This window comes from Azospirillum doebereinerae, assembly GCF_003989665.1.
In the GTDB taxonomy this organism is placed as follows: domain Bacteria; phylum Pseudomonadota; class Alphaproteobacteria; order Azospirillales; family Azospirillaceae; genus Azospirillum; species Azospirillum doebereinerae.
Map to the genome: position 1 here is coordinate 16,728 of NZ_RZIJ01000025.1, position 21,123 is coordinate 37,850.

20 protein-coding genes and 1 tRNA gene are annotated in these 21,123 nt (G+C 72.0%); 8 read left to right on the top strand and 13 right to left on the bottom strand.

Annotation, left to right across the window (positions count from 1 at the left end; genetic code table 11):
- Positions 1-23: 23 nt before the first annotated feature.
- Together EJ913_RS24670 and EJ913_RS24675 are read left to right on the top strand one after the other, a co-directional pair.
- Positions 24-98 (top strand) — tRNA-Thr (locus EJ913_RS24670).
- 195 nt (positions 99-293) lie between these two features.
- Entirely contained in the window at positions 294-1,724 is a 1,431-nt protein-coding gene (locus EJ913_RS24675) for an aldehyde dehydrogenase family protein (protein ID WP_127002927.1), read from the top strand.
- A gap of 53 nt (positions 1,725-1,777) precedes the next feature.
- On the opposite strand, the gene lhpI is transcribed toward EJ913_RS24675, so the two are convergent.
- The 5 genes from lhpI to EJ913_RS31855 form a co-directional block, all read right to left on the bottom strand.
- Positions 1,778-2,734 carry a bifunctional Delta(1)-pyrroline-2-carboxylate/Delta(1)-piperideine-2-carboxylate reductase gene (lhpI, locus tag EJ913_RS24680; RefSeq protein WP_127002929.1) on the bottom strand — a complete coding sequence of 319 codons (957 nt, stop codon included), beginning with the start codon at positions 2,732-2,734 and terminating at the stop codon, positions 1,778-1,780.
- Between the two features lie 61 nt (positions 2,735-2,795).
- Positions 2,796-3,182, bottom strand: a complete 387-nt coding sequence (locus EJ913_RS24685; RefSeq protein ID WP_127002931.1) for a lipopolysaccharide assembly protein LapA domain-containing protein — start codon at positions 3,180-3,182, stop codon at positions 2,796-2,798.
- A 55-nt stretch (positions 3,183-3,237) separates the two neighbouring features.
- A complete protein-coding gene (gene ihfB / locus EJ913_RS24690) occupies positions 3,238-3,519 on the bottom strand; it encodes an integration host factor subunit beta (RefSeq protein WP_085555815.1) in 282 nt (93 codons plus the stop codon).
- Positions 3,520-3,770: 251 nt separating this feature from the next.
- Positions 3,771-5,045: a pentapeptide repeat-containing protein gene (locus EJ913_RS24695; RefSeq protein WP_127002933.1), complete on the bottom strand. Its 1,275-nt coding sequence runs from the start codon at positions 5,043-5,045 to the stop codon at positions 3,771-3,773.
- Positions 5,046-5,052: 7 nt separating this feature from the next.
- Complete coding sequence (locus tag EJ913_RS31855; protein WP_185909922.1) at positions 5,053-6,015, bottom strand: hypothetical protein; 963 nt, start codon at positions 6,013-6,015, stop codon at positions 5,053-5,055.
- A gap of 303 nt (positions 6,016-6,318) precedes the next feature.
- Here EJ913_RS31855 and EJ913_RS24705 point away from each other — a divergent pair, with 303 nt between their 5' ends.
- Positions 6,319-7,410: a Do family serine endopeptidase gene (locus tag EJ913_RS24705; RefSeq protein WP_185909923.1), complete on the top strand. Its 1,092-nt coding sequence runs from the start codon at positions 6,319-6,321 to the stop codon at positions 7,408-7,410.
- A 19-nt stretch (positions 7,411-7,429) separates the two neighbouring features.
- Positions 7,430-8,185 carry a hypothetical protein gene (locus tag EJ913_RS24710; protein WP_127002935.1) on the top strand — a complete coding sequence of 252 codons (756 nt, stop codon included), beginning with the start codon at positions 7,430-7,432 and terminating at the stop codon, positions 8,183-8,185.
- 12 nt (positions 8,186-8,197) lie between these two features.
- Here the strand turns inward: EJ913_RS24710 and EJ913_RS24715 are convergent, their stop codons facing one another.
- Both EJ913_RS24715 and EJ913_RS24720 read right to left on the bottom strand, forming a co-directional pair.
- Positions 8,198-8,455: a YMGG-like glycine zipper-containing protein gene (locus EJ913_RS24715; RefSeq protein WP_127002937.1), complete on the bottom strand. Its 258-nt coding sequence runs from the start codon at positions 8,453-8,455 to the stop codon at positions 8,198-8,200.
- A gap of 146 nt (positions 8,456-8,601) precedes the next feature.
- The gene (locus EJ913_RS24720) at positions 8,602-8,841 is read right to left on the bottom strand and encodes a hypothetical protein (RefSeq protein ID WP_127002939.1); all 240 of its coding nucleotides are present in this window, start codon (positions 8,839-8,841) and stop codon (positions 8,602-8,604) included.
- Between the two features lie 243 nt (positions 8,842-9,084).
- Here EJ913_RS24720 and EJ913_RS24725 point away from each other — a divergent pair, with 243 nt between their 5' ends.
- Positions 9,085-9,285 (top strand): hypothetical protein, encoded by a 201-nt coding sequence (locus tag EJ913_RS24725; protein ID WP_127002941.1) that lies wholly within the window; start codon positions 9,085-9,087, stop codon positions 9,283-9,285.
- A 21-nt stretch (positions 9,286-9,306) separates the two neighbouring features.
- Here EJ913_RS24725 and mtnA read toward each other — a convergent pair whose 3' ends face one another.
- A complete protein-coding gene (gene mtnA / locus EJ913_RS24730; protein ID WP_127002943.1) occupies positions 9,307-10,398 on the bottom strand; it encodes an S-methyl-5-thioribose-1-phosphate isomerase in 1,092 nt (363 codons plus the stop codon).
- Between the two features lie 165 nt (positions 10,399-10,563).
- Here mtnA and EJ913_RS24735 point away from each other — a divergent pair, with 165 nt between their 5' ends.
- Together EJ913_RS24735 and EJ913_RS24740 are read left to right on the top strand one after the other, a co-directional pair.
- Complete coding sequence (locus EJ913_RS24735) at positions 10,564-12,204, top strand: sensor histidine kinase (RefSeq protein ID WP_244939482.1); 1,641 nt, start codon at positions 10,564-10,566, stop codon at positions 12,202-12,204.
- 171 nt (positions 12,205-12,375) lie between these two features.
- Entirely contained in the window at positions 12,376-13,845 is a 1,470-nt protein-coding gene (locus tag EJ913_RS24740; RefSeq protein WP_185909924.1) for an adenosine deaminase family protein, read from the top strand.
- A 132-nt stretch (positions 13,846-13,977) separates the two neighbouring features.
- Here EJ913_RS24740 and EJ913_RS24745 read toward each other — a convergent pair whose 3' ends face one another.
- The 5 genes from EJ913_RS24745 to EJ913_RS24765 form a co-directional block, all read right to left on the bottom strand.
- The gene (locus EJ913_RS24745; RefSeq protein WP_127002949.1) at positions 13,978-15,333 is read right to left on the bottom strand and encodes a heme biosynthesis protein HemY; all 1,356 of its coding nucleotides are present in this window, start codon (positions 15,331-15,333) and stop codon (positions 13,978-13,980) included.
- Positions 15,330-17,249: a carph-isopro domain-containing protein gene (locus EJ913_RS24750; RefSeq protein ID WP_127002951.1), complete on the bottom strand. Its 1,920-nt coding sequence runs from the start codon at positions 17,247-17,249 to the stop codon at positions 15,330-15,332. Before EJ913_RS24750 ends, EJ913_RS24745 begins: the two co-directional genes overlap by 4 nt.
- A 97-nt stretch (positions 17,250-17,346) precedes the next feature.
- Positions 17,347-18,051: a uroporphyrinogen-III synthase gene (locus tag EJ913_RS24755; protein WP_127002953.1), complete on the bottom strand. Its 705-nt coding sequence runs from the start codon at positions 18,049-18,051 to the stop codon at positions 17,347-17,349.
- Positions 18,052-18,098: 47 nt separating this feature from the next.
- Positions 18,099-19,028, bottom strand: a complete 930-nt coding sequence (gene hemC / locus EJ913_RS24760; RefSeq protein ID WP_127002955.1) for a hydroxymethylbilane synthase — start codon at positions 19,026-19,028, stop codon at positions 18,099-18,101.
- 45 nt (positions 19,029-19,073) lie between these two features.
- On the bottom strand, positions 19,074-19,922 hold the full coding sequence (locus EJ913_RS24765; RefSeq protein ID WP_127002957.1) for a class I SAM-dependent methyltransferase: 849 nt from the start codon (positions 19,920-19,922) through the stop codon (positions 19,074-19,076).
- 81 nt (positions 19,923-20,003) lie between these two features.
- On the opposite strand from EJ913_RS24765, the gene tsaD reads away from it, so the two are divergent.
- Entirely contained in the window at positions 20,004-21,089 is a 1,086-nt protein-coding gene (gene tsaD, locus EJ913_RS24770) for a tRNA (adenosine(37)-N6)-threonylcarbamoyltransferase complex transferase subunit TsaD (protein WP_127002959.1), read from the top strand.
- Positions 21,090-21,123: the final 34 nt, after the last annotated feature.

A 21,123-nucleotide genomic window follows, 5' to 3' on the forward strand; every position in this document is an offset into this window, starting at 1 on the left:
GCTATGTTCCCCGCCACAACGACGCCGCAGTAGCTCAGGGGTAGAGCAACTGATTCGTAATCAGTAGGTCCGGGGTTCAAATCCCTGTTGCGGCACCACTCTAAGGCCCTGAAACGCCGACGCGTTTCGGGGCCTTTCCATGTCCGGACCATGATGATGGTCAGAGTTCAGTCATCGGTCCGTTCCTCCCTTGTCCGCCTCGGGCGCCGGCAGCGCCCGAAGCCAAGCTGGAGTTCGCAATCGACAAGGCTCCAGCTTCCCCGTTAACGTCGGTGGATCAAGGAGATGATCCGATGTCGAACAACCTCAAATTCTACATTGACGGCGCGTGGGTGGATCCGGCGGAGCCCGCGACGATCGACGTGGTCGATCCCTCGACCGAAGAGGTCTTCGCCACCATCGCGCGCGGCGGCGCGGCGGACGTCGACCGGGCGGTCGCCGCCGCGCGCGCGGCCTTCCCGGCCTTCGCCGCGACCTCGCGCGAGGAGCGGCTGGTCCTGATGCGGCGCCTGCTGGAGGCCTACAAGGACCGCTACGACGAGGTCGCCGACGCGCTGTCGCGGGAAATGGGCGCGCCCCGGACGCTGGCCCAGCGCTCGCAGGCCGCGATGGGCACCGCGCATCTGGCCCGGACGATCGAGGCGCTGGAAGGGTTCGCCTTCGAGGAGCTGCGCGGCTCGACCCTGATCGCCAAGGAGCCCATCGGGGTGGTCGGCATGATCACGCCGTGGAACTGGCCGATCAACCAGATCATGTGCAAGGTCGCGCCGGCGCTGGCCGCCGGCTGCACCATGGTGCTGAAGCCGAGCGAGATCGCGCCGCTCAACGCCATCCTCTTCGCCGAGGCCGTCCACGCCGCCGGCCTCCCCAAGGGCGTGTTCAATCTGGTCAACGGCGACGGCCCGACGGTGGGCGAGGCCATCGCGCGCCATCCGGGCGTCGACATGGTGTCCTTCACCGGCTCGACGCGGGCCGGGATCCTCGTCGCCAAGGCGGCGGCCGACACGGTCAAGCGCGTCCACCAGGAACTGGGCGGCAAATCCGCCAACATCATCCTCGACGACGCCGACCTCAAGCGCGCGGTGAAGCTGGGCGTCGAGGGCTGCATGCGCAACAGCGGCCAGTCCTGCAACGCGCCGACCCGCATGTTCGTCCCGGCCGCCCTGCACGGCGAGGCGGTGGCGGTGGCCAAGGCCACGGCGGAACGCCTGACGGTCGGCGCGCCCGCCTCGGAAGGGACGTGGCTCGGCCCCGTGGTCAGCCAGGCCCAGTACGACAAGATCCAGCGGCTGATCGCGGCCGGGATCGAGGAGGGCGCCGAGCTGGTCACCGGCGGCCCCGGCCGTCCGGACGGCCTCGACCGTGGCTACTACGTGCGCCCGACGATCTTCGCCAACGTCACCGACGGCATGACCGTCGCGCGCGAGGAGATCTTCGGGCCGGTGCTGGTCATCCTGCCCTACGGCAGCGAGGAGGAGGCGATCGAGCGCGCGAACGACACGCCCTATGGCCTCGCCTCCTACGTCCAGTCGGGCTCGCTGGAGCGCGCCCGCAAGGTCGCGGCGCGGATGCGCAGCGGCAACGTCTACATCAACTACCCGGCCTGGGACGCGGGAGCGCCCTTCGGCGGCTACAAGCAATCCGGCAACGGGCGGGAATACGCCGATTTCGGCCTGGAGGAGTTCCTCGAAATCAAGGGCGTCGTCGGCTACGCGCCGGCCTGAGACCGAAAGCCGGTCCCCGGAGCCCGCGCCGCGGAGTCCGGGGCCGCTTCGTCTCAGCGGATCGAGTCGTTGTGCAGCACCATCTCCACCGCCAACTGCGCGGCGCAGAGATCCTCCAGCGCGGTGCCGACCGACTTGAAAAGAGTGATCTGGTCGTAGAAGCGCCGCCCGGCCCGCTCGCCGCGCGTCAGGTCGTAGAGATCGCCCGCGATGTCGTCCTCGCTCAGGATGCCGGCCCGCATCGGCTGCACGATGTCGCCGGCCTCCTTGCAGGCGCCCTCGCGGGTGTCCACGAAGACGCGGGAGCGGCGGATGCAGTCGTCGTCGGCCTCGCGCATCTCCGGCGTGAAGCCGCCGATCAGGTCGAGGTGCTGGCCCGGTTGCAGCCAGTCCCCCCTGATGATCGGCTCCTTGGCCAGGGTGGCGCAGGTCACGATGTGGGCGCCGCGCACGGCGCCCTCCAGATCGTCGGTCGCCTCGATCTTGAACTTCGGACGGTGGAAACGGCCGGCGACCTTCTTCGCCTTCTCCAGGCTGCGGCCCCAGACCAGCACCTGCTTGATCGGGCGAACCGCCGCGTAGGCCTCGATCAGTTCGGGGGCCAGCGCGCCGGTGCCGACCACCAGCAGCCGCTCCGCGTCGGCCCGCGCCAAATAGGAGGCGGCCAGCGCCGAGGCCGCCGCCGTGCGCCGCTTGGTCAGGGCCGAGCCGTCCAGCAAGGCCTGCGGAATGCCGGTCTTGCCGTCCATCAGCAGGTAGACGCCCTGCACCGCCGGCAGGTCCTGCGCGCCGTTGTCGGGGAAGACGGTGACGATCTTGACGCCGATCGACTGGTTGACCTGCCACGCCGGCATCAGCAACAGCGTGGCGTCGTGCTCCCCGTAGGTCCCGACCGTGTGGTGGTGGCGCATCGGCACCTCCACCCCGGCCCGGAAGGTCTGCCGCATGCGCTCGATCAGCATGCGGTGGTGCAGAACGGACCTCAGCTCGGCACCGGTGATGGTGCGCATGGGCGCCTCCCGACGAAGGCGCCGCCCGGTGCCGTCCGACGGCGCCGGACGGCGCGTGCGATCAATGAACCGTCGTCGCCGTGGTGGCGGAGGCGGCGGGAACCGGCAGGCCGGTGCCGGCGCCGGAGACCGGGCGCGACAGTTCGGCCAGACGCTTCTCGGCGGCGGTGGCGCGGGCCTGCGCCTCCTTCACCTCGCGCTCCAGGAACAGGACGCGGTCGCTCTCGCGCCGGGCGCGGCGGCGGTGGCGGCGCTGGGCGTTCCACACGATGAAACCGCCGGCCAGGAAGCCGGCCAGCAGGGCCAGCAGGGCGGCGAGGTAGAGCGGCGCCTCCAGCGTGAAGGGCAGCGGCCACAGCGCCCAGGTCACGACGTCGCGGTTGGACACCGCGAACAGAACCGCGATCAGGGCGATGGGCAGGGTGACGATCCAGGTCAGGTAACGCAAAGCGACGATTCCTCAACAAGGACGGAGGGACCGGCGGGCCATCGGTGGCCGGCGGTCAATCCGTGTTCAGCCGTTCCCGGAGCTGTTTCCCGGTCTTGAAGAAAGGGATGCATTTCTCGCCCACGTCAACCGATTCTCCGGTGCGGGGGTTGCGGCCGGTGCGCGCGTCGCGCCGCTTGATCGAAAAGGCGCCGAATCCCCGCAGCTCGACCCGGTCGCCGCGGGCCAGCGCCTCGGTGATCTCGTCGAAGATGGTGCCCACGATCTTTTCGATGTCGCGCTGGTACAGATGCGGATTCCGCTCCGCCAGCCTCTGGATCAATTCCGATTTTGTCATGGCCGTCGACGTTTCCCCTTGGCTCTTGCGGACGCCTCGGTTGATTGTGCGCCGCTTGGCCTCAAGCGTGCCACCAAGCCCCCTCCCCGTCAAGCTAAGCCGTTATGGAACAACGTCTTTTCCGCATCGCGGCAGGGGGTTGGCGAGGCCGTGCCACGGATCGGGGGGCCTGCGGGCCTGAAATTTTCGCCAAGGATATCAATGGGCTTTTGAAAGCATGCGATCCGGGGCGAGGCCCGGCCTCCACAAAGTCACGCCTGCCCCAGCCGGGTTCCTTCCAGGATGGCGTCGTCCAGCACCGCCGTGCTGCGGTCGCAGCCGGTCAGGTCGGCCAGGGTCAGGTCGCTGCCCTTCAGGTTGGTGCGCAGCAACGAGGCCCCCGCCAGCCGCGCCCGCACCAGCGAGGCCCGCATCACCTTGGCCCCGGCGCTGACCAGCAGCAGGCCCAGATTGGCGCCGTCGAGCTGGCAGTCGATCAGGATCGCCCGGTCGAGCTTGACCCCGCGCAGATCGGCGCTGCGCAGGTCGGCGGAACGGAAATCGGCCCCGTCGAACTGCGCGGCCTGGAGCTGCGCGCCGTGCAGCCGGGCGTGGCGCAGCCGGACCCCCGACCCCTTGGCGAGCGTCAGGATCTTCCCCGACAGGTCGGCGCCCTCCAGGTTCAGCCCGCTGAGGTCGAGCTGGTTACCCTGCTTGCCGCTGGTGCCGAGCCAGATCATGTGCTGCTTCAGCATGCTGTCGAGCTGGTCGGCGGGCAGCGCCGGCATCTCGGCGGCGGCCGGCTCCTCCTCTTCCGGCGCGGGCGGTGGCGGCGGAGGCGGTGCTTGACTGGCGGCGCGGGCGTCGTCGTCGGTGCGAATCGCCTGCTCCAGCCCCTCCGCGTCGACCTGCGCGCCCTCCAGCCGGGCGCCGCGCAGGTCGGACCCGTTCAGGTCGGCGCCGCGCAGGTCGGCGCCGGAGAAGTTGGCGCCGCGCAGATCGGTGCGGTCGAGCCGGGCGCCCGACAGCTTGGTGTTGGTGAAGTCGGCGGAGCGCGCGAAGCTGCCCGACAGCTTGGCCCGCGCCATGTCGGCGTTGGTCAGCCGGGCCGACGCCATGTCGGCCGGGCCGGGGTCGAAGCCGACCACCTTCAGCTCGCCGTCGCTGTTGCGGCTGACCATGCTGCCGTCGCGCAGGTCGACCTCGACCATGGCGGCGCCGTCCAGCGTGGCGCCGCGCACGTTGGCGCCGCGCAGGTCGGTGCGGAACAGCCGCGCCCCCGACAAATCGGCCCCGCGCAAATCGGCGCCGTAGAGGTCGGCGTGGTCGAGGATGGTGCCCATCAGGTTGGCGTCGCGCAGGATGGCGCCCGACAGATGCGCGCCGGTCAGGTCGCGCCCCGCCAGGCTCAGGCCCGACAGGTCGAAGAAGGGCAGGTTGGCGCGGGCGCCGTTCGGCCGACCCTCGGTGAAGCGGACGTGCCGCTCGCACACGCGGTCGAGCTGCTCCTGATTCAGCCGGACCCTGGATTTGCCGTCTTGCGCCATCAGCCGGTCACGCGAACAGGGCGTCGATGTCGGCTTGCGAGATCGACGGGCCGCCGCCGTCCGCCGCGTCCGCCGGGGGCGGAGGCGGTGGAGGAGGGGCCGCCTTGCGTGCCGGCGGGGGGGGAGGCGGTGGTGGCGGAGGAGGCGGTGGTGGGGGCGCCGTCTCGAAAGCCGGCTCCGCCCGTTCCAGCACGTCGGGCATGCTGTCGAACAGCGCGTCGATGGCGTCCTGGCTGACCTCCGGCCCGCCCAACTGCGGCCCGTTCAGCAGATGCGCGTCGGGCCGCGTGTCGCCGCTCTTGCGGTGGGAGGACACGTCACCATTTCCGGGGCCGTTCCCGGCGCCGCCGACGGCCAGCCGCTCGACGCCCCAGATCTCGATCATCGTGTTCACGCGCTCTTCGATGTAGCGCAGCGTGTTCACGACCTTGGTGGTCCGCTGTCCGGTGATGTCCTGGAAGGAGCAGGCGGTCATCACCTCGATGCACCACGCCTCGATCGCGTCGATCCGCTCGGCCAGATCGGGATCGCCGCGCGGGATCGACATGGTGATTTCCTGGATCTTCTCCGCCGCGTTCAGGATGTCGGTGGTCGCCCGCTCGGTCGCCGCGACGATCTCGTCCAGCTCGCCGGTCGCGGCCTCGATGCGGTTGGATCCGGTGTCGGTCGCCTTCAGGGCGGCGATGTCGCTGCGCGCCTCCTGCACCACCTGGGTGATGGCGGTCAACTCCTGCTGGAAGCGCCCGTCGCCCAGCGCGAATCCGGCCGGGGACGCCGCCGGGGCGGCGCCGTTCAGACGGTCGACCTGCCGTTCGAGCTGCCCCACCAGCCGGTGGAACTCGTCCGACGCCACGACGCGGCAGCGCCGGTCGCGCATGCGCAGGAAGGCCCGGCCCCGCGCCGATTGCGACAGGGCCTCCTCCATCTGCAGATACTCCTGCTCGGTCAATTCGAGCAACGGCCCGCTCATGCCCGCCAATCCATCCCGACAACGCGCCCGGCAAAACTGCCCAAAGTCGCAAAACTGCCCAAAGTCATAGGCCGACCATAACCCGACGACGTCCCTGGGGCAAAGGCGGCGCCGGGCCTTTGCCTGTGTATCACCGAAATGATTTACCGAGGGTTTCCGGCCCTGGCGGCGAAACGCGGCGCCGATGGCGCGTCCGCCCCCTCGCGGCGGCGGCGGCGGTCGGCTATGATCGCGGGCAACGGGCTTGAAGACGTTTTGTTTTTCTCCCAAATCTGCCCGGCCCACAACGGAGAGGACGAACCCATGACGGCGGTTGCGCGCTTGGCGACGGTTGGTGTGATGATGGCGCTGGCCTGCGGCGCCCTGGTCGGACCGGCGGCGGCGCCCGCCTCGGCCGCGCTGCCGGCCGGCGTGACCGGCGTCACCACCATCGCCCCGATGCTGGAGCAGGTGACCCCGGCGGTGGTCAACATCTCGGTCCTGTCGCGCGCCCCGCAGTCGGAGAACCCGCTGCTGCGCGACCCCTTCTTCCGCCGCTTCTTCAACATCCCCGACCAGCAGGTCCAGGCCAAGCCGCAGGTCAGCGCCGGCTCGGGCGTGATCGTCGACGCCGCGCGCGGCTACGTCATCACCAACAACCACGTGGTGGAGAACGCGCAGGAGATCGCCGTCACCCTGAAGGACCGCCGCCGCCTGCGCGCCAAGCTGGTCGGGCGCGACGCCGCCACCGACATCGCCCTGCTGAAGATCGAGGCCAAGGGGCTGACCGCCCTGCCGATGGGCGATTCGGACCATCTGAAGGTCGGCGATTTCGTCGTCGCCATCGGCAACCCGTTCGGGCTGGGGCAGACGGTGACCTCGGGCATCATCTCGGCGCTGGGCCGCAGCGGGCTGAAGATCGAGGGCTACGAGGACTTCATCCAGACCGACGCCTCGATCAACCCCGGCAATTCCGGCGGCGCGCTGGTCAATTTCAGCGGCGAGCTGATCGGCATCAACACCGCCATCATCGGCCCGGCCGGCGGCTCGGTCGGCATCGGCTTCGCGGTGCCGGTCAGCATCGTCCGCTCGGTGATCGAGCAGTTGGGGGATTACGGCGAGGTGCGGCGCGGCCGGCTCGGCGTCGCCATCCAGGACCTGACGCCCGACCTCGCCGAGAGCCTGAGCCTGACCGGCGACGAGGGCGCGCTGATCGCCAAGATCGAATCCGGCTCGCCCGCCGACGGCGCCGGACTGCGCAGCGGCGACGTGGTGGTTGCGGTGGACGGCCGGCCGATCCGCAGCGCCACCGACTTCCGCAACCGCATCGGCCTGCTGCGCGTCGGCACCCCGGTGCAGGTGACCGTGGTGCGCAACGGCGGGCAGAAGTCGCTGACCGTCCGCACCGCGAAATAGGGGGCGAAGCCGCAGCCGCATGGTCCGTCCCACCGCTCCCCGCCCCAACGCGCCCCGCCGCCCCGCCCCGTCGCCGGCCCAGAAGAGCCCGGCGCAGCGCCAGCGCGAGATCGCCACGCTGCTGATGCGGCTCGACGCCATGCTCAAGCAGACCGGCGAGATGGGGCTGGCGGCGCGCGAGCGCATCTCGGTCGGCGGGCTGACACGCTACCGGCGGTTCAGCCGGCGGGTCCGCGACTTCTTCGCGCTGGCCGCCGTGGCGCAGGAGCGGCTGGACGCCGCGCCGGGGGAAATGGAGGACCTGATCGGCCCGATGACCACCGCGCTGGAGCGCCTGCACACCCGCATGGTGATCCTGTTCGTGGAGGGCAGCGCCGGCTTCTTCGCCGGCTTCGCGCGGGTCAAGGCGCTGCCCATCGGCACCCACGAGATGTGCGGGGTGGAGCTGCGCGGCGTGGTGGAGATCCGCAAGTTCCTCGACGACCCGCTCTACGACGGGGAGCGCGGGCAGGCCCTGCGCGCCGAGGCCGACCGCATCGTCAAGCTGATCCGCGTGGTGATGGACCGCATCCCGCCGCTGCCCGATTTCGGCGAGGAGCCCAGCATCGGCCCGAAGGGCGCGCTGAACAGCCCGTTGAAGGGGCCGGGGGCCGGGCTGCCCCGCCCGGCCCGTCCGGGGGGGCGGCCCCCGGCCCTGCCCCCGGAACCGCCGAGGCCGCCGCCGGAGGTCCGGTCGCTCAGCCTCGACCAGTTCGAGGACGACGAGGAGGATTGAACGTGGCGCGGATCAGCGGCGGCGGCGGCCACCGCCCTCGTCGGCGCTGAGCGCCCCCACCGCCGCGCCCGCCGCGCCGCCCAGCAGGCCGCCGTAGACGGGGCTGCCGCCGGTGACGGCGCCGATCGTGGCGCCGCCCGCGGCGCCGATGGCGCCACCGGCCAGGGCGCGGTTCTCGCGCTGATTCAGGTTGGAGCAGCCGCCCAGCGCGCCGGCCCCGACCAGCAGGGCGAACAGGGCGGCGGAAGCGTTGCGCGTCGTCTTGGTCATGGTCTCTGTTCCTCACATCATAAGCGTGGCGGATCGGGTGCGCCCCGAACAGCCACGCTTATGATTGGGAAGAACCGGGATCCTGTGCTGTGGCTATTTCGGGGTAAATGTCCCCCTTCGGGCGGGAACGCGGGGTGGGCGCCGCGTCAGCGCTTCAGTTGGGGGTCCTCGCCCTTGGCGTGGCGTTTCCCCTCCTCCTCGGCGCGCCGCAGTTCCTCGCCTTCCGGACCGTCCACCGCCTTGCGGGCGCGGTCGGCGTCGCCCTGGACGTCGTGGTTGCGGACATGGTCCTCGACGCCCCGGCGATACTGGGCGTCGGCGGTGCGGTTGCCCTCGCCTTGGTTCTGGGCGGCCGGGTCGGGTTTCTCGGGCGTGTCGGCGGTCATGGCGTCGTCCTCCGGATTCGCGGGCGTTGAACCGTGATGATGGGCCGGCGCGTGACCGCGCGGACCTGCCCTCAACAACCCGGCGGCGGCGTCAAAGTTTCCATAATCCCAAGAATCCCCTCGCCCGCTCGGCCTTGCGGAGACTGAGGGACGCCGAAGGCGGTACCGCCTCCAGCAAGGGAACAGTTGCACCGTGCGGTGCGTTCACCCACACTGCGTGCGTTGCCAGACCAACAATGGGCCATGGAAGACATCGACCGTCAAAGAACGCTGGAGTATTTCGAACGGCTGGGGAAGGAGCGTGTGCGCCTTTACGCCGCCATCGACTGCGAGCGTTTTCTGGGGGGATGGCAGGTCCGGGAACTGGCCGACCAGTGGCTCGACGCCAAGGAGGCGGAGAACGGTTCCCGCACCCTGTGGCGCCGCCTGCGTCCCGGCCGCTGACGGTCCCCCGTCTCCAACAGCTCAGCGCCGCTCCGGAAACAGGCCGAGCAGCCCCTCGCGGGTCGCGGGACAGACGCCGCGCTCGGTGATCAGCCCGGTCACCAGCCGGGCGGGAGTCACGTCGAAACCGAAATTGGCGACCGGGCTGCCCTCGGGCGTCACGCGGACGGTCTCGATCCGCCCGTCGGCGGTCCGGCCGGTCAGGTCGGTGACCTCGCGGCCGTCGCGCTCCTCGATGGGGATCTGGCGCACCCCGTCGCTCATCCCCCAGTCGATGGTCGGCGACGGCAGCCCGACGTAGAAGGGCACGCCGTTGTCGGCGGCGGCCAGCGCCTTCAGATAGGTGCCGATCTTGTTGCAGACGTCGCCGGTCGCGGTCGTCCGGTCGGTGCCGACGATGCAGAGGTCGACCCGGCCGTGTTGCATCAGGTGGCCGCCGACGTTGTCGGCGATGACGGTGTGCGGCACGCCGTGGCGGTTCAGCTCCCAGGCGGTCAGGCTGGCGCCCTGGTTGCGCGGGCGGGTCTCGTCCACCCAGACATGCAGGCGGATCCCCTGCTCGAACGCCACGTAGACCGGGGCCAGCGCCGTTCCCCAATCGACCGTGGCGAGCCAGCCGGCGTTGCAATGGGTCAGCACGTTGACCGGCTCCCCCGCCCCCTTGCGCTCCGCCACCGCGCGGATCAGGGCGGCGCCGTGTTCGCCGATGGCGCGGTTGATGGCGACGTCCTCGTCGCCGATGGCCGCCGCCGCCGCCGCCGCCGCTCCGGCCCGCTCCACCGCCGGCAGGGCGGCCAGCCGGCCGGACACCCGCTCCAGCGCCCAACGCAGGTTGACCGCCGTCGGGCGGGTCGCCAGCAGGACGGCGCAGGCGCGCTCCAGCCCCGAGTCGGACGGATCGGCGCGCATCGCCAGCGCGACTCCGTGGGCGGCGGTGGCGCCGATCAGCGGGGCGCCGCGCACCAGCATGGCGCGGATGGCGTGGGCGGCCTCCTCCAGGCTGCCCAGCCGGACGACCGCGAAGTCGTGCGGCAGGCGGGTCTGGTCGATGATCGCGACACTGCCGTCCTCTTCCGCCCAGATGGTCCGGTAGGCCGTCCCGTCGATCCGCATAGCACCCTCCTCCCAACGCCCGATGCCGGAATCGGCACCCCAGAATAGGTGGTGGCCGGTTTCCCTTCAACGCGGCTAGCGTCCCGTGGAACCGTCACCCGCGGCCGGTGTTACCGTTCCCGGCCTAGCCCGAACAGGCCTGATGTCCTCATGGTAGCCCAAACGATGCCGCTCCGCGCGCTGCGATCCCACCCCTCCCCCCTGTACCGGCTGCCCGGATCGGCGCTGGTGCTGATGGCGTGCGCGGTCGCGGTGCTGGCGACGGTCGGGCTGTCGGCCTTCTTCGCGTGGCGCGACCGCGACGAATCGGTGCGCCAAGCCGCCGGAGTCGCCGGCAACGTCGGGCTGCTGGTCGCCGAGCACGCGGCGCGGATGATCGAATCGGGCGACCTGCTGCTGACCCAGGCCACCGCGCTGGCCGGCGCGCCGAACCAGCCCCTACCGACCGGCGAGGAGGCGCGGGAACGCCTGTCGATGCTGGCCGCCAGCGCGCCGCATGTGGTCGGGCTGGAGATCCGCGACGCCGAAGGCCAGCCGGTCCTGTCCAGCCTGAGCGACAATCCCGCCACGAACGCGCAGCCGCCCGCCGCCAGCGGCCTCAACCCGGCCGGGCGCGGCATCGCCGACGGCACCATGGACGGCCGGCCGGTGCTGCGCGTCACCCGCCCGCTGGCGGGACCCGGCGGTCCGCCGCGCGGCTACGCCGTCGCCGGGATCGACGCGGCGTCGTTGCGCGACGTCTACCGCGCGCTCGACGTCGGCTACGGCCACACCATCGCGCTGCTCGCCGCCGACGGCCGCACGCTGCTGCGTGAGCCGGATGGCGCCGGTACCGGCGGCAATCCGTCGCAGGCCGAGGACATCGCCGCCACCCGGCCGGTCGGCAACACCGGCCTCAGCGCGCGGGTGACCATCGCCACCGGCAGCGTCCTGGTGCGTTGGCGCGACCAGTTGTGGACCTACGCCGCCTTCGCGCTGGCCGGCTGCGCCGCGGTGGGCTGCATCGGCGCGCTCGCCCTGGAGCGCACCCGCCGCCAGCGCGAGGCCGAGGACGCCCTCCAGCACGCCTACGACACGCTGGAGGAGCACGTCCACCAGCGCACCACCCAGTTGGAGAACGCCAACGCCCGGCTGGAAGGCGCCCTGACCGACAAGGAGGTCCTGCTGAAGGAGGTCCAGCACCGGGTGAAGAACAACCTCCAGGTCATCTGCAGCCTGCTGCGCCTGCAGGCCGCGCGCATCGACGACCGCGCCCGCCGGGGCTTCGACGAAAGCCTGCGCCGCATCCAGACCATGAGCCTGCTGCACGAGCTGCTGCACCGCTCCAACGAGCCGGCGCACCTGAACTTCGCCGACGCGCTGCGGCAGATGTGCGACGGGCTGGTGCGCTCCGACAACCCGACCGCCGCCCGGTTGGAGGTCGAGGCCCAGGACTGGATCGTCGACGCCGACCGCGCCACCCCGCTGGCCATCGCCACCAGCGAACTGGTGTCCAACGCCCTGCTCCACGCCTACCCCGGCGGCCATCCCGGCACCGTCCGCGTCATCCTGGAGGCGGTGGACACCAACATGCGCCTGATCGTGCGCGACGACGGCGTCGGCCTGCCCCCGGAGATGCCCGGCCAGTCCAAGCGTGGCGCCAGCAGCAGCGGCGGCGCCAGCAGCGGGTTGGGTCTGGCGCTGGTCCAGGCGCTGTCCCATCAGGCGGGCGCCGCGCTGGCCATCGAGCGGGAGGGCGGCACCGTCTTCACCATGACCCTGCCGATCCAGCCGGTGAAGCGCGCCGCCAAGCAGGCGGCGGCGTGACGGCACCACGCCGCGCCTGAGCACCCTTTCGTCGGGCAATTGCAGACGCGCGATTATCAAGCCTAGATTTCCCGCAAAAGACGAACAAGCGGGACTATCGACATGGCTGGGGAGAAATTCGGCTTATTGGCGTCCGCCTTGGCGGCCCTTGCGCTGGTGGGATGCGCCGCGATGGGAACCGGCGACTCTTCCGGCGCGGCGCTTGACGGCGTGGGACCGACGGCGGCCAAGCGCTTCGAGGCGGTGCGCCACAGCCCGCCGGCGTTGCGGGCCTTTCTGTACCGGATGCCGAAGGGGGCCGATCTCCACAGCCACCTGACCGGCGCGGTCTACGCCGAAACCTATCTGCGGCTGGCGGCGGCGCAGGGGCTGTGCTTCGAGACCGGGACGAAGTTCCTGGTGCTCCCGACCAAGGCCGCACCCTGCGGCGACACCACCGGGTCGCCCCGCCCGGCGGCCGGGGTGGTGATCGCCGACCCGACCCTCTACCCGGTCGCCTTGGACGCGCTGTCCACCCGCGACGCTTTGCCGCTGTCGGGCTACAGCCTGCACGACCAGTTCTTTTCCACCTTCGGCCGCTTCGCCGCCGCCGACGGCGCCGTGGGCGACCTGCTGGCCGAGGTGGTGGACCGCGCCGGCCGGCAGGGCGAGCAGCACATTGAGCTGATGGTGTCCTTCCAGACCCGCACCGCCGCCGGCATCGGCAAGTCACAGCCCTGGACCGACGACCTCCCGGCGATGGCCGACCGGCTGATCGCCGCCGGGCTGGCGGACGTGATCCCGCAGGCCCGTGCGGACATCGACGCGGCGGAGTCGTGGATGCGGTCGTTGCTCGGCTGCGGCACCCCGGCGGCCAAGCCGGGCTGCGCGGTGTCGGTCCGCTACCTCCAGCAGGTCTCGCGCACGCAAGGGCCGGGGGCGGTCTTCGCGGCGACCCTGTTCAACGCGTTGCTGGCGGTACAGGAGCCGCGCGTCGTCGGCCTGAACTTCGTCGCGCCGGAGGACAACCCGACCGCGCTGGCCGATTACGACCGCCACATGCGCATGATCGCGGAGACCCGCCGCCGCTTTCCCGGCACCAACGTCGCGCTGCACGCGGGTGAATTGACGCTGGGCCTCGTCCCGCCGGAGGAACTGCGCAACCACATCCGCAAGGCGGTGGAGATCGCCGGGGCCACGCGCATCGGCCACGGCGTCGACCTGATGCTGGAAGACGACCCGCGCGGCCTGCTGCGCGGCATGGCCGCCCGCAAGGTGGCGGTGGAGATCAACCTGACCAGCAACGACCTTATCCTGGGCGTCGCCGGCAAGGAGCACCCCTTCCCGCTCTACCGGGTGGCCGGGGTGCCGACGGTGATCGCGACCGACGACGAGGGCGTCAGCCGCATCGACCTGACCCACGAGCTGCAACGCGCGGTGACGGAGTTCGGCCTCGGCTACGCCGATCTGGTCGGCTTGGCCCGCGCCAGCCTGGAGCACAGCTTTTTGCCGGGCGGCAGCCTGTGGGAGGAGGGCTGCGGGACGGCAGCGTCGGACGCCTGCCGGGCGGTGCTGGAGCGCAGCGAGAAGGCGCGGGTCCAGTGGAGGCTGGAGGAGGCACTGCGGCGCTTCGAGCGGGAGGTGGGAGAGGGGAAGGTGTGAGGGGCTGGCCCCCTCCCCATCCCTCCCCCGCCTTTGGCGGGAGAGGGGGTGGGATGCTTGCCGGCGTTCAGCGGAGTTCCCTCTCCCGAAAGGCGGGGGAGGGTTAGGGAGGGGGCCAAGCGCCCCCTTTTTTTACGCCACCGGCGACTTCGCGATGGCCGCGTGGGCGTGGCCGTGCCCCGGCTCCATCAGCGACACCGCCAAAGTCGGCGCCTTCCAGTCCAGGCTGTCGAAGGCCCCGCAATGGCCGCACAGCCCGCCCCAGGCTTGGCTGACGGCGTGGCAGGGGGCGCAGGTCCAGGCCGGGTCGGCCGGGGCGGCGGCGGCCTTCGCCATCCAGTCACGCGCCGCCGCCTCGTCGTGGCGCTCGCTGCGCTCCAGCTCGGCGAACAGGCGGTAGAGCCGGCGCGACGGCTCGATCGCCAGCGCGCGGTTCAGATGGTCGCGCGCCTCGCCCCACAGTTGGGCCTCCAGCGCGATGCGGGCGAGCGCGATGTGCGACTCGACGTGGTTCGGCGCCTGGGTCAGCAGCTTCTCGAACAGCTTCACACGGGTCAGCGGGTCGTAGCTGCCGAGAACCTCGCGGTAGGCGTCGGCCAGATCGGGGTGCGGCGACTGGCGCCACGTCCGCTCCACCACCTTGGCGGCGGCCTTCTGCTTGCCGGCGGCCACCATCAGACGGGCCAGACGCGCCGCCGCCGGGACGAAGCCGGGCGACAGGTCGTGCGCCGACTGCGCGTGCGACAGGGCGTTGTCGCTGCGCCCACGGCGCTCGGCCTCGAAGCTGCGCTCCAGCAGCAGGACCGTGCGGTGGCGGCGGCCGTCCTCGGTCGGGATCGCCCCGGCCTGGATCGCCTGTTGCAGCGTGCCCTCCGCCGACGCCCAATCGCCCGCGCGGGCCTCCAGGTCGTACAGAGTCGCGAGCAGCCAGGGCGTGTTGGGCTGCAACGCCCGCGCCCGGCGGGCCAGTTGCAACGCCTCCACCCGGTCACCGGTCTTGATGGCCTGGGTCAGCAGGCCGCGCAGGCCAAGGAAGGCCGTCTCCGGCCGCTCCAGCATCGCGGTGAAATACTCGTTGGCGGCGCGGTCGTCGCCTTGCAACTGGGCGGCCTGGGCCGACAGCAGCATGGTCAGCGGCGGCTCGTTCAGCAGGCCGTCGGCCTTGCGCGCCATCTTGCGCGCGGTCGGCGCGTCGCCGGCCGCCACCGCCACCATGCCCTGGGTCAGGGCGCGGTAACCGCGTTCCCGCTTGCGCGCGCGCGAATGGCGACGGATGCGCGACGGCGTGCGCAGGACCGAGCGGATCAGCCGATAGCCCAGCGCCGCGACGCCCAGCGCCACCAGCCCGATCAGCAGGGCGACGGTGAAGGAGGTCTCGATGGCGTAGCCCAGCATGTTGACGCGGACGCTGCCGGGATGCTCGACCAGCCAGATGGCCGCCGCGATGACGACCGCCAGCTTCAGGAAGAACCAGAGGGCGCGGATCATTGGGCCGCTCCCTTCCCGCCGGCGGCGGTGGTCAGCAGAGCGATGGCGCGTTCGGTCAGGTTCCGGCCGGACTGGTCGGCGGCGAGCCGGGCCTTGGCGTCGGCCAGCCACGGCGCCGCGACCTCGGAGCCCGGACCCTGGAGGGTCGACAGCTCCTCGACCGCCTTGGCGAGGTTGTTCTCGTTCACGGCCGCCTCGGTGCGGGCGACGATGGCGTCGGCGCTGGTGCCGACCACGCCGCCGCCCTGACGGCGGACGGTGACCAGCGTGGCGAGCTTGCCGGTCACCTGATCGACCCAGGTGGTGCCGGGGCCGCGGTTGGCCGCCTGCACGATCTCGGTGGCGAGCGGCCGGAAGCGGTCGATCATCTGCGCCTGGGTCGGGATGCCCTTGGCGGCAAAGGGCGCCACCGCGTCGAGCGGCTGCGTCACCCCGGCGTCGCCGATGCCGAGCGCGCGGACGGCCTGGAGATCCTGCTGGAAGGGCAGCCCGGCGTTCAGCGCCAACCGCAGTTGCCCGGCGGCGAGCACCAGCGCCTGCGCGGCGGTGGCGGCGTCGCGGCGGGTCTCGACGGCCTGGTTGACCGTGGCGACCTGCTGCTTCACGGCGTCGAGGTCGCGGCGCAGATCCTGGGCGGCCTGGCTGTTGCCGGCGACGGCGGTCAGCTTCTGCTCGATGCCGCCGAAGCGTTCGGTCAGTTCGGCGACGCGCGGATCGGGCTCGGGGGCCGGGGCTTCGGCCGGGGCGACGGGGCGCTTCTCGAGCCCGTCGATGCGCTCGGCCAGCTGGCGCAGCGACGCCTCCAGCCCGGAGGTGTCGGCGGCCGGAGTGGCGGCGCTGTCGGTGGGAGCCGTGCCGTTCACCACGACGGGGGCGGCAGCGGCCGGGGCCGGGCGCTGCTCCAGACGGGCGAGGCGCTCGGTGAGCTGCTGCACCTGAGTGCGCAGCGCGGGATCGGCGGGGGTCGCGACCGCCGCCGGGGCGCCGGAGGCGCCGGGCCAGCCCGGCAGGCGCGGTCCCCACCACGGCTCGGCCAGGGCGGCGGCGCCGACCAGCAGGGCGACGATGGACAGCGACGTGGCGAAACCGGCGCCCGAGCGCGGCTCGTCGATGTAGGAGGAGGCCGGCGGAACCGTCGTGGTTTCGATCCGGGGCGGCTCGGCGCTCGCGGGCTTGGTGTAGCCCGGCGCCGCGTCGTCGGCCGTCGCGGGGTAAACGGTGGAGTAGAGGGAGGGTCCGTCGTCCTTGTCGGCGGCGCTCCTGGCCGCAGCCTCGGTGTCGGTCGCGGGCGTGGCGTCGAGCGGGATGGTCCCGCCGAGCGTGGTGCCGGAGGTCGCGCCGTCCACCGCCGGGGCCTCGGGATCGAGCTTCGGCGCGGCCGGATCGGTCACCGCGTCCGCCGCCGGGTCGAGCTTCGGGGTGTCGGTGGCGGTCGGCTCGCCAAGGATGGGAGCGCCCTCGACGGGGGTGATGGCGACCGGGACGGCGTCTCCCGGAATGGTGTCGGCCGGCGAGGCGTCGGGCGCGGCGGCGACCGGCGGCACGATCACCGCGTCCGTGGTCAGCGCGTCCACGGGCGCGGAGGCCGGGATGATGCCCTCGACGACGACCGTGCGGTCCTCGGAGGGCGTGGCGGCGTCCAGGTCGGCTTCGTCGATCTTGATGCGGTGCTTCGCGGCGGCGGCGCGCAGGTCGGCGTGGCGGGCCAGCGGGATCGCGCCGCGCTTCTTCCAGCCCTGCACCGTGGTGACCGGCGTGTCCAGCTTGTTGGCCATCGGGCGGATGCCGCCGAACCGTTCGACGATGCGGTCGACAGCGCCGGTGTTACCGGGGGCGCCGGCATTGCCGGGCGAAGCGGCGTTCGAGTCGCCGTCCTGTTCGTTTGTCGGACGGTCCGAGCCTGGGCGAGAGGTCATGGAGGGTGTGCCTTTTGTTCGCTGTTGTACGTCTTAACGCCACAGCCCCCAAACCGGCTCCCTCACCCTCCCTCGCCGCCGGTGCCCGACTTTCTGGTCAGTCGGTCTTCGGCAGCAGGCCGAGCAAGGCGTCCTGCTCCGGCCGTGGCGCCACCCGTACGCTTCGCCATGGCGTCACTCCCTGGTCGCCGTACGCGCGGGCAGCCTCCGCGACCGCGGGGCTGAGGCAGAACGCGTCGACCGTACGACAACGGTCGACCAGTCCGGCCTCGGCCAGCAACTTAACAAAGGAACGCGCGGTCCGGGGAGAGAAAAACAACACCCCGTTAAGATCAGACGTACGGAAAATTGTCGCGGTCTCCTCCGACAGGCGCCCGGCGGGCAAGGCGTCGTACAGGGCTTCCCGCCGCAGGGCGAAACCGGCCCCGCCCAGCAGCCCGGCGAGGTCGCCCGCGACCTTGCTGCCGGCCACGTGCAGCAGACCGCCGCCCGCCGGATCGAGGCGGGCGCGCACCAGCTCCGCCAGCGCGTACACGTCGCCGGACGCGCTCTCGACCTGGGTGAAGCCGGCCTCGCGGGCGGCGGTCGCGGTGGCATCGCCGACGGCATAGACGGGTCGGTCGCGGCGCCCTGTACGTCGGGCATAGCCGCGTACGCCGTTCGCACTGGTGAACAGCAGGGCCTGTACGTCGGTCAGGTCGGGTTCCGGCCCGTCGAGCCAGACGAGCGACAGCATCGGCTCCAGCGCGCAGGCGAAGCCCAGCGCGTCCAGCCGGCGGACCAGAGGCTCAGCATCCTCCATCGGGCGGGTCACGAGAAGGCGTGGCCGCCCGGCGGAGGGGCTGTTTTTCACAGGGCGAAAAAATCCGGCGGCAGCTGCGCCTTGATCTCGGCGCCGGCGTCGGCGCCGAGCGCCTGGGCCTCGGCGGCAGCGCCCCGCCGTTCGGCGTGGAAGACGCGCGCGCCGTCGGTGGACAGCACCTTGACCCGCAGATGCAGCGCGTCGCCGTCCAGCAGCGCCAAGGCGGCGATGGGGGTGCGGCAGGAGCCGTCTAGCGCGGCCAGCAGCGCGCGCTCGGCGGTCACGCGGGTCGCGGTCTCCGCGCAGTTTAGCGGGGCGAGCAGCGCGCGGGTGGCGTCGTCGGCGCTGCGGATCTCGATGCCGATGGCGCCTTGGGCAACCGCCGGCAGCATGGTCTCCGGCTCCAGCACGGCGGTGATCCGCTCGGTCAGGCCAAGACGGCGCAGGCCGGCCAGCGCCAGCAGGGTGGCGTCCACCTCCCCGGCGTCGAGCTTCGACAGGCGGGTTTGCACGTTGCCGCGCAGGGGGAAGATTTTCAGATCGGGCCGCAGTTCCAGAACCTGGGCCTGACGGCGGAGCCCCGCCGTGCCGACGACGGCGCCGGGCGGCAGATCGGCCAGACCGCCGCCGGAGCGCGAGAAGAAGGCGTCGCGCGGATCCTCGCGCGGCAGCAGGGTGGCGATCTCCAGCCCGTCGGGAAGCTGGGTCGGCACGTCCTTCATGGAATGGACGGCGAGGTCAGCGCGGCCGTCGAACAGCGCCTCCTCCAGCTCCTTGGTGAACAGGCCCTTGCCGCCGGCCTCGGCCAGCGTGCGGTCGAGGATGCGGTCGCCGGTGGTCTTGAAGGCGACGATCTCGATGGCGCCGGGCGCCGCCAGATGGGGATGGGCGGCGATCAGGCGATCGCGCGTCTCATGGGCCTGCGCCAGCGCCAGCGGGCTGCCGCGCGTCCCGATGCGGAGCGGTTGGGTCGTCATGCTCCGAGTTCTAGGGGATCCGCGCGGCTTTGCAAGGACTCCTTGTCAGCGGTGCCCGGCAAGGTTTCGGTGCCCGGTGGCGACGATCCGCCGGCTGTCGGGCGTCCAGGCCGCGCCGTCGAAGTCGCCGGCCAGCCCGTCGAGCGTCAGCCCGGCGTCGCGCAGCAGGCCCTCCAGCTCCGCCCGGTCGACCATCCGCCAGTCGAAGGCGAAGCGGGTGGTGCGGAGGCCGCCGTCGGGCAGCAGCTCGTCGTACCAGCCGGCGAGGCGCTGGACCTTGCGCGAATCCACCGCCGAGGCCTGGGCGTGGCGGATGTAGGGGTTTCCGCTGCGCGGGTTCAGCCGGGGCCGCGACGGGACCGGGGCGGGATCGGCCTCCCAGGGCAGGGTCGCCGGGTTCATCACGTCCAGGGCAAAGGCGCCGCCGGGCGCCAGATGCCGGGCGGCGGCCTCCACCACCCGCAGCGCCTCCTCCCGGTCGGGAAGCAGCATGAGGAGGTTGAAGGGCAGGATCGCCAGACGGGCGGTAACGCCCGGAAGCTCCAGCGCTGCGGCGTCCTGCCGCAGGACGTGGACCCGCGCCCGGACCTCCGGCGGCTCGGCCGCCAGCTTGGCGCGCAGTTGCCCGAGCATGGCCTCGGACACGTCCACCGCATGGATGTCCACCCCGGCTCTGGCCAGCGGGATGGTCAGGCGCCCGGTGCCGCAGCCGATCTCCAGCACCGGCCCGCCGGCCGCCCGCGCCTGCTCGGCGTAGAAGGCCACGTCGCCCAGCATACCCATGCGGGCCAGCGCCGCCGCGTCCTCGCCACGCGCCGGGCCGAGCTCCAGCGACGGGTAGTCCGCGTCGTAGTAGAGGATGCTGGCGTCGTCGGCCGGGGTGTCGGAATTCATCGGGCGGGGCTTTCGTCGGGGCCAAAACCCTATACCCGCAAAATCCTATACCGGCGCGCGCAAGGCGGCTAGTTTGGCGGCATGATCGTTCTTGGAATCGAGACAAGCTGCGACGAGACGGCCGCCGCCGTGGTCACCGACGCGCGCGAGATCCGCGCCGACGTGGTCCTGTCGCAACTGGACGACCACACCCCCTATGGCGGCGTGGTCCCGGAAATCGCCGCGCGCGCCCATCTGGAGCATCTGGACGGGCTGATCCGCCGCGCCATGGCCGAGGCCGGGATCGGTTTCGGCGACCTCGACGCGGTGGCGGCGACCGGTGGACCGGGGCTGATCGGCGGGGTGATCGTCGGCGTGATGACCGCCAAGGCCATCGCGGCGGCGCGCAACCTGCCCTTCGTCGCGGTCAACCATCTGGAAGGCCACGCGCTGACCGCGCGGCTGACCGACGACGTCGCCTTCCCCTATCTGCTGCTGCTGGTCTCGGGCGGGCATTGCCAGCTGCTGGTGGTCGAGGGGGTTGGCCGCTACCGCCGGCTCGGCACCACCATCGACGACGCGGTGGGCGAGGCCTTCGACAAGACCGCCAAGCTGCTGGGCCTCGGCTATCCCGGCGGGCCGCTGGTGGAGAAGGCGGCGGCGCGGGCGACCGATCCGGGACGCTTCGACCTGCCGCGCCCGCTGGTCGGGCGGCCGGGCTGCGATTTCTCCTTCTCCGGGCTGAAGACCGCCGTGCGGCGGCACGTCGAGGAACTGGCCAAGGCGTCGGGCGCGCCGCTGACGGACGCCGACCGCGACGACCTCGCCGCCGCCTTCCAGGCGACGGTGGCCGAGGTGATGGCCGACCGCTGCGCCCGCGCCATCCGCCGCTTCAAGGAGGAGCACCCGCAGGGCGGCGCCCTGGTGGTGGCCGGGGGCGTGGCGGCGAACAAGACCCTGCGCGCGCGGCTGGCGACGCTGGCCGCCAGGGAGGGCATGCCCTTCGTGGCGCCGCCGCTGCGGCTGTGCACCGACAACGCGGCGATGATCGCCTGGGCCGGGATCGAGCGGTTCCGTCTGGGCGAAAGCGATCCCCTGAGCTTCGCCCCGCGCCCGCGCTGGCCGCTGGACCCCACGGCGGCCCCGGCCATCGGGCGCGCGGGCGTCGGGTCGGGGGTGAAGGCGTAGGGGGTGCATCGGCCCCCTCCCTAACCCTCCCCCG

Coding starts and splice junctions, on each gene's coding strand:
- EJ913_RS24675 (WP_127002927.1), top strand. CDS start 294: ATGTCGAACAACCTCAAATTCTACATTGACGGCGCGTGGGTGGATCCG.
- lhpI (WP_127002929.1), bottom strand. CDS start 2,734: ATGCGCACCATCACCGGTGCCGAGCTGAGGTCCGTTCTGCACCACCGC.
- ihfB (WP_085555815.1), bottom strand. CDS start 3,519: ATGACAAAATCGGAATTGATCCAGAGGCTGGCGGAGCGGAATCCGCAT.
- EJ913_RS24695 (WP_127002933.1), bottom strand. CDS start 5,045: ATGGCGCAAGACGGCAAATCCAGGGTCCGGCTGAATCAGGAGCAGCTC.
- EJ913_RS31855 (WP_185909922.1), bottom strand. CDS start 6,015: ATGAGCGGGCCGTTGCTCGAATTGACCGAGCAGGAGTATCTGCAGATG.
- EJ913_RS24705 (WP_185909923.1), top strand. CDS start 6,319: ATGACGGCGGTTGCGCGCTTGGCGACGGTTGGTGTGATGATGGCGCTG.
- EJ913_RS24710 (WP_127002935.1), top strand. CDS start 7,430: ATGGTCCGTCCCACCGCTCCCCGCCCCAACGCGCCCCGCCGCCCCGCC.
- EJ913_RS24715 (WP_127002937.1), bottom strand. CDS start 8,455: ATGACCAAGACGACGCGCAACGCTTCCGCCGCCCTGTTCGCCCTGCTG.
- EJ913_RS24720 (WP_127002939.1), bottom strand. CDS start 8,841: ATGACCGCCGACACGCCCGAGAAACCCGACCCGGCCGCCCAGAACCAA.
- EJ913_RS24725 (WP_127002941.1), top strand. CDS start 9,085: ATGGAAGACATCGACCGTCAAAGAACGCTGGAGTATTTCGAACGGCTG.
- mtnA (WP_127002943.1), bottom strand. CDS start 10,398: ATGCGGATCGACGGGACGGCCTACCGGACCATCTGGGCGGAAGAGGAC.
- EJ913_RS24735 (WP_244939482.1), top strand. CDS start 10,564: ATGCCGCTCCGCGCGCTGCGATCCCACCCCTCCCCCCTGTACCGGCTG.
- EJ913_RS24740 (WP_185909924.1), top strand. CDS start 12,376: ATGGGAACCGGCGACTCTTCCGGCGCGGCGCTTGACGGCGTGGGACCG.
- EJ913_RS24745 (WP_127002949.1), bottom strand. CDS start 15,333: ATGATCCGCGCCCTCTGGTTCTTCCTGAAGCTGGCGGTCGTCATCGCG.
- EJ913_RS24750 (WP_127002951.1), bottom strand. CDS start 17,249: ATGACCTCTCGCCCAGGCTCGGACCGTCCGACAAACGAACAGGACGGC.
- EJ913_RS24755 (WP_127002953.1), bottom strand. CDS start 18,051: ATGGAGGATGCTGAGCCTCTGGTCCGCCGGCTGGACGCGCTGGGCTTC.
- hemC (WP_127002955.1), bottom strand. CDS start 19,028: ATGACGACCCAACCGCTCCGCATCGGGACGCGCGGCAGCCCGCTGGCG.
- EJ913_RS24765 (WP_127002957.1), bottom strand. CDS start 19,922: ATGAATTCCGACACCCCGGCCGACGACGCCAGCATCCTCTACTACGAC.
- tsaD (WP_127002959.1), top strand. CDS start 20,004: ATGATCGTTCTTGGAATCGAGACAAGCTGCGACGAGACGGCCGCCGCC.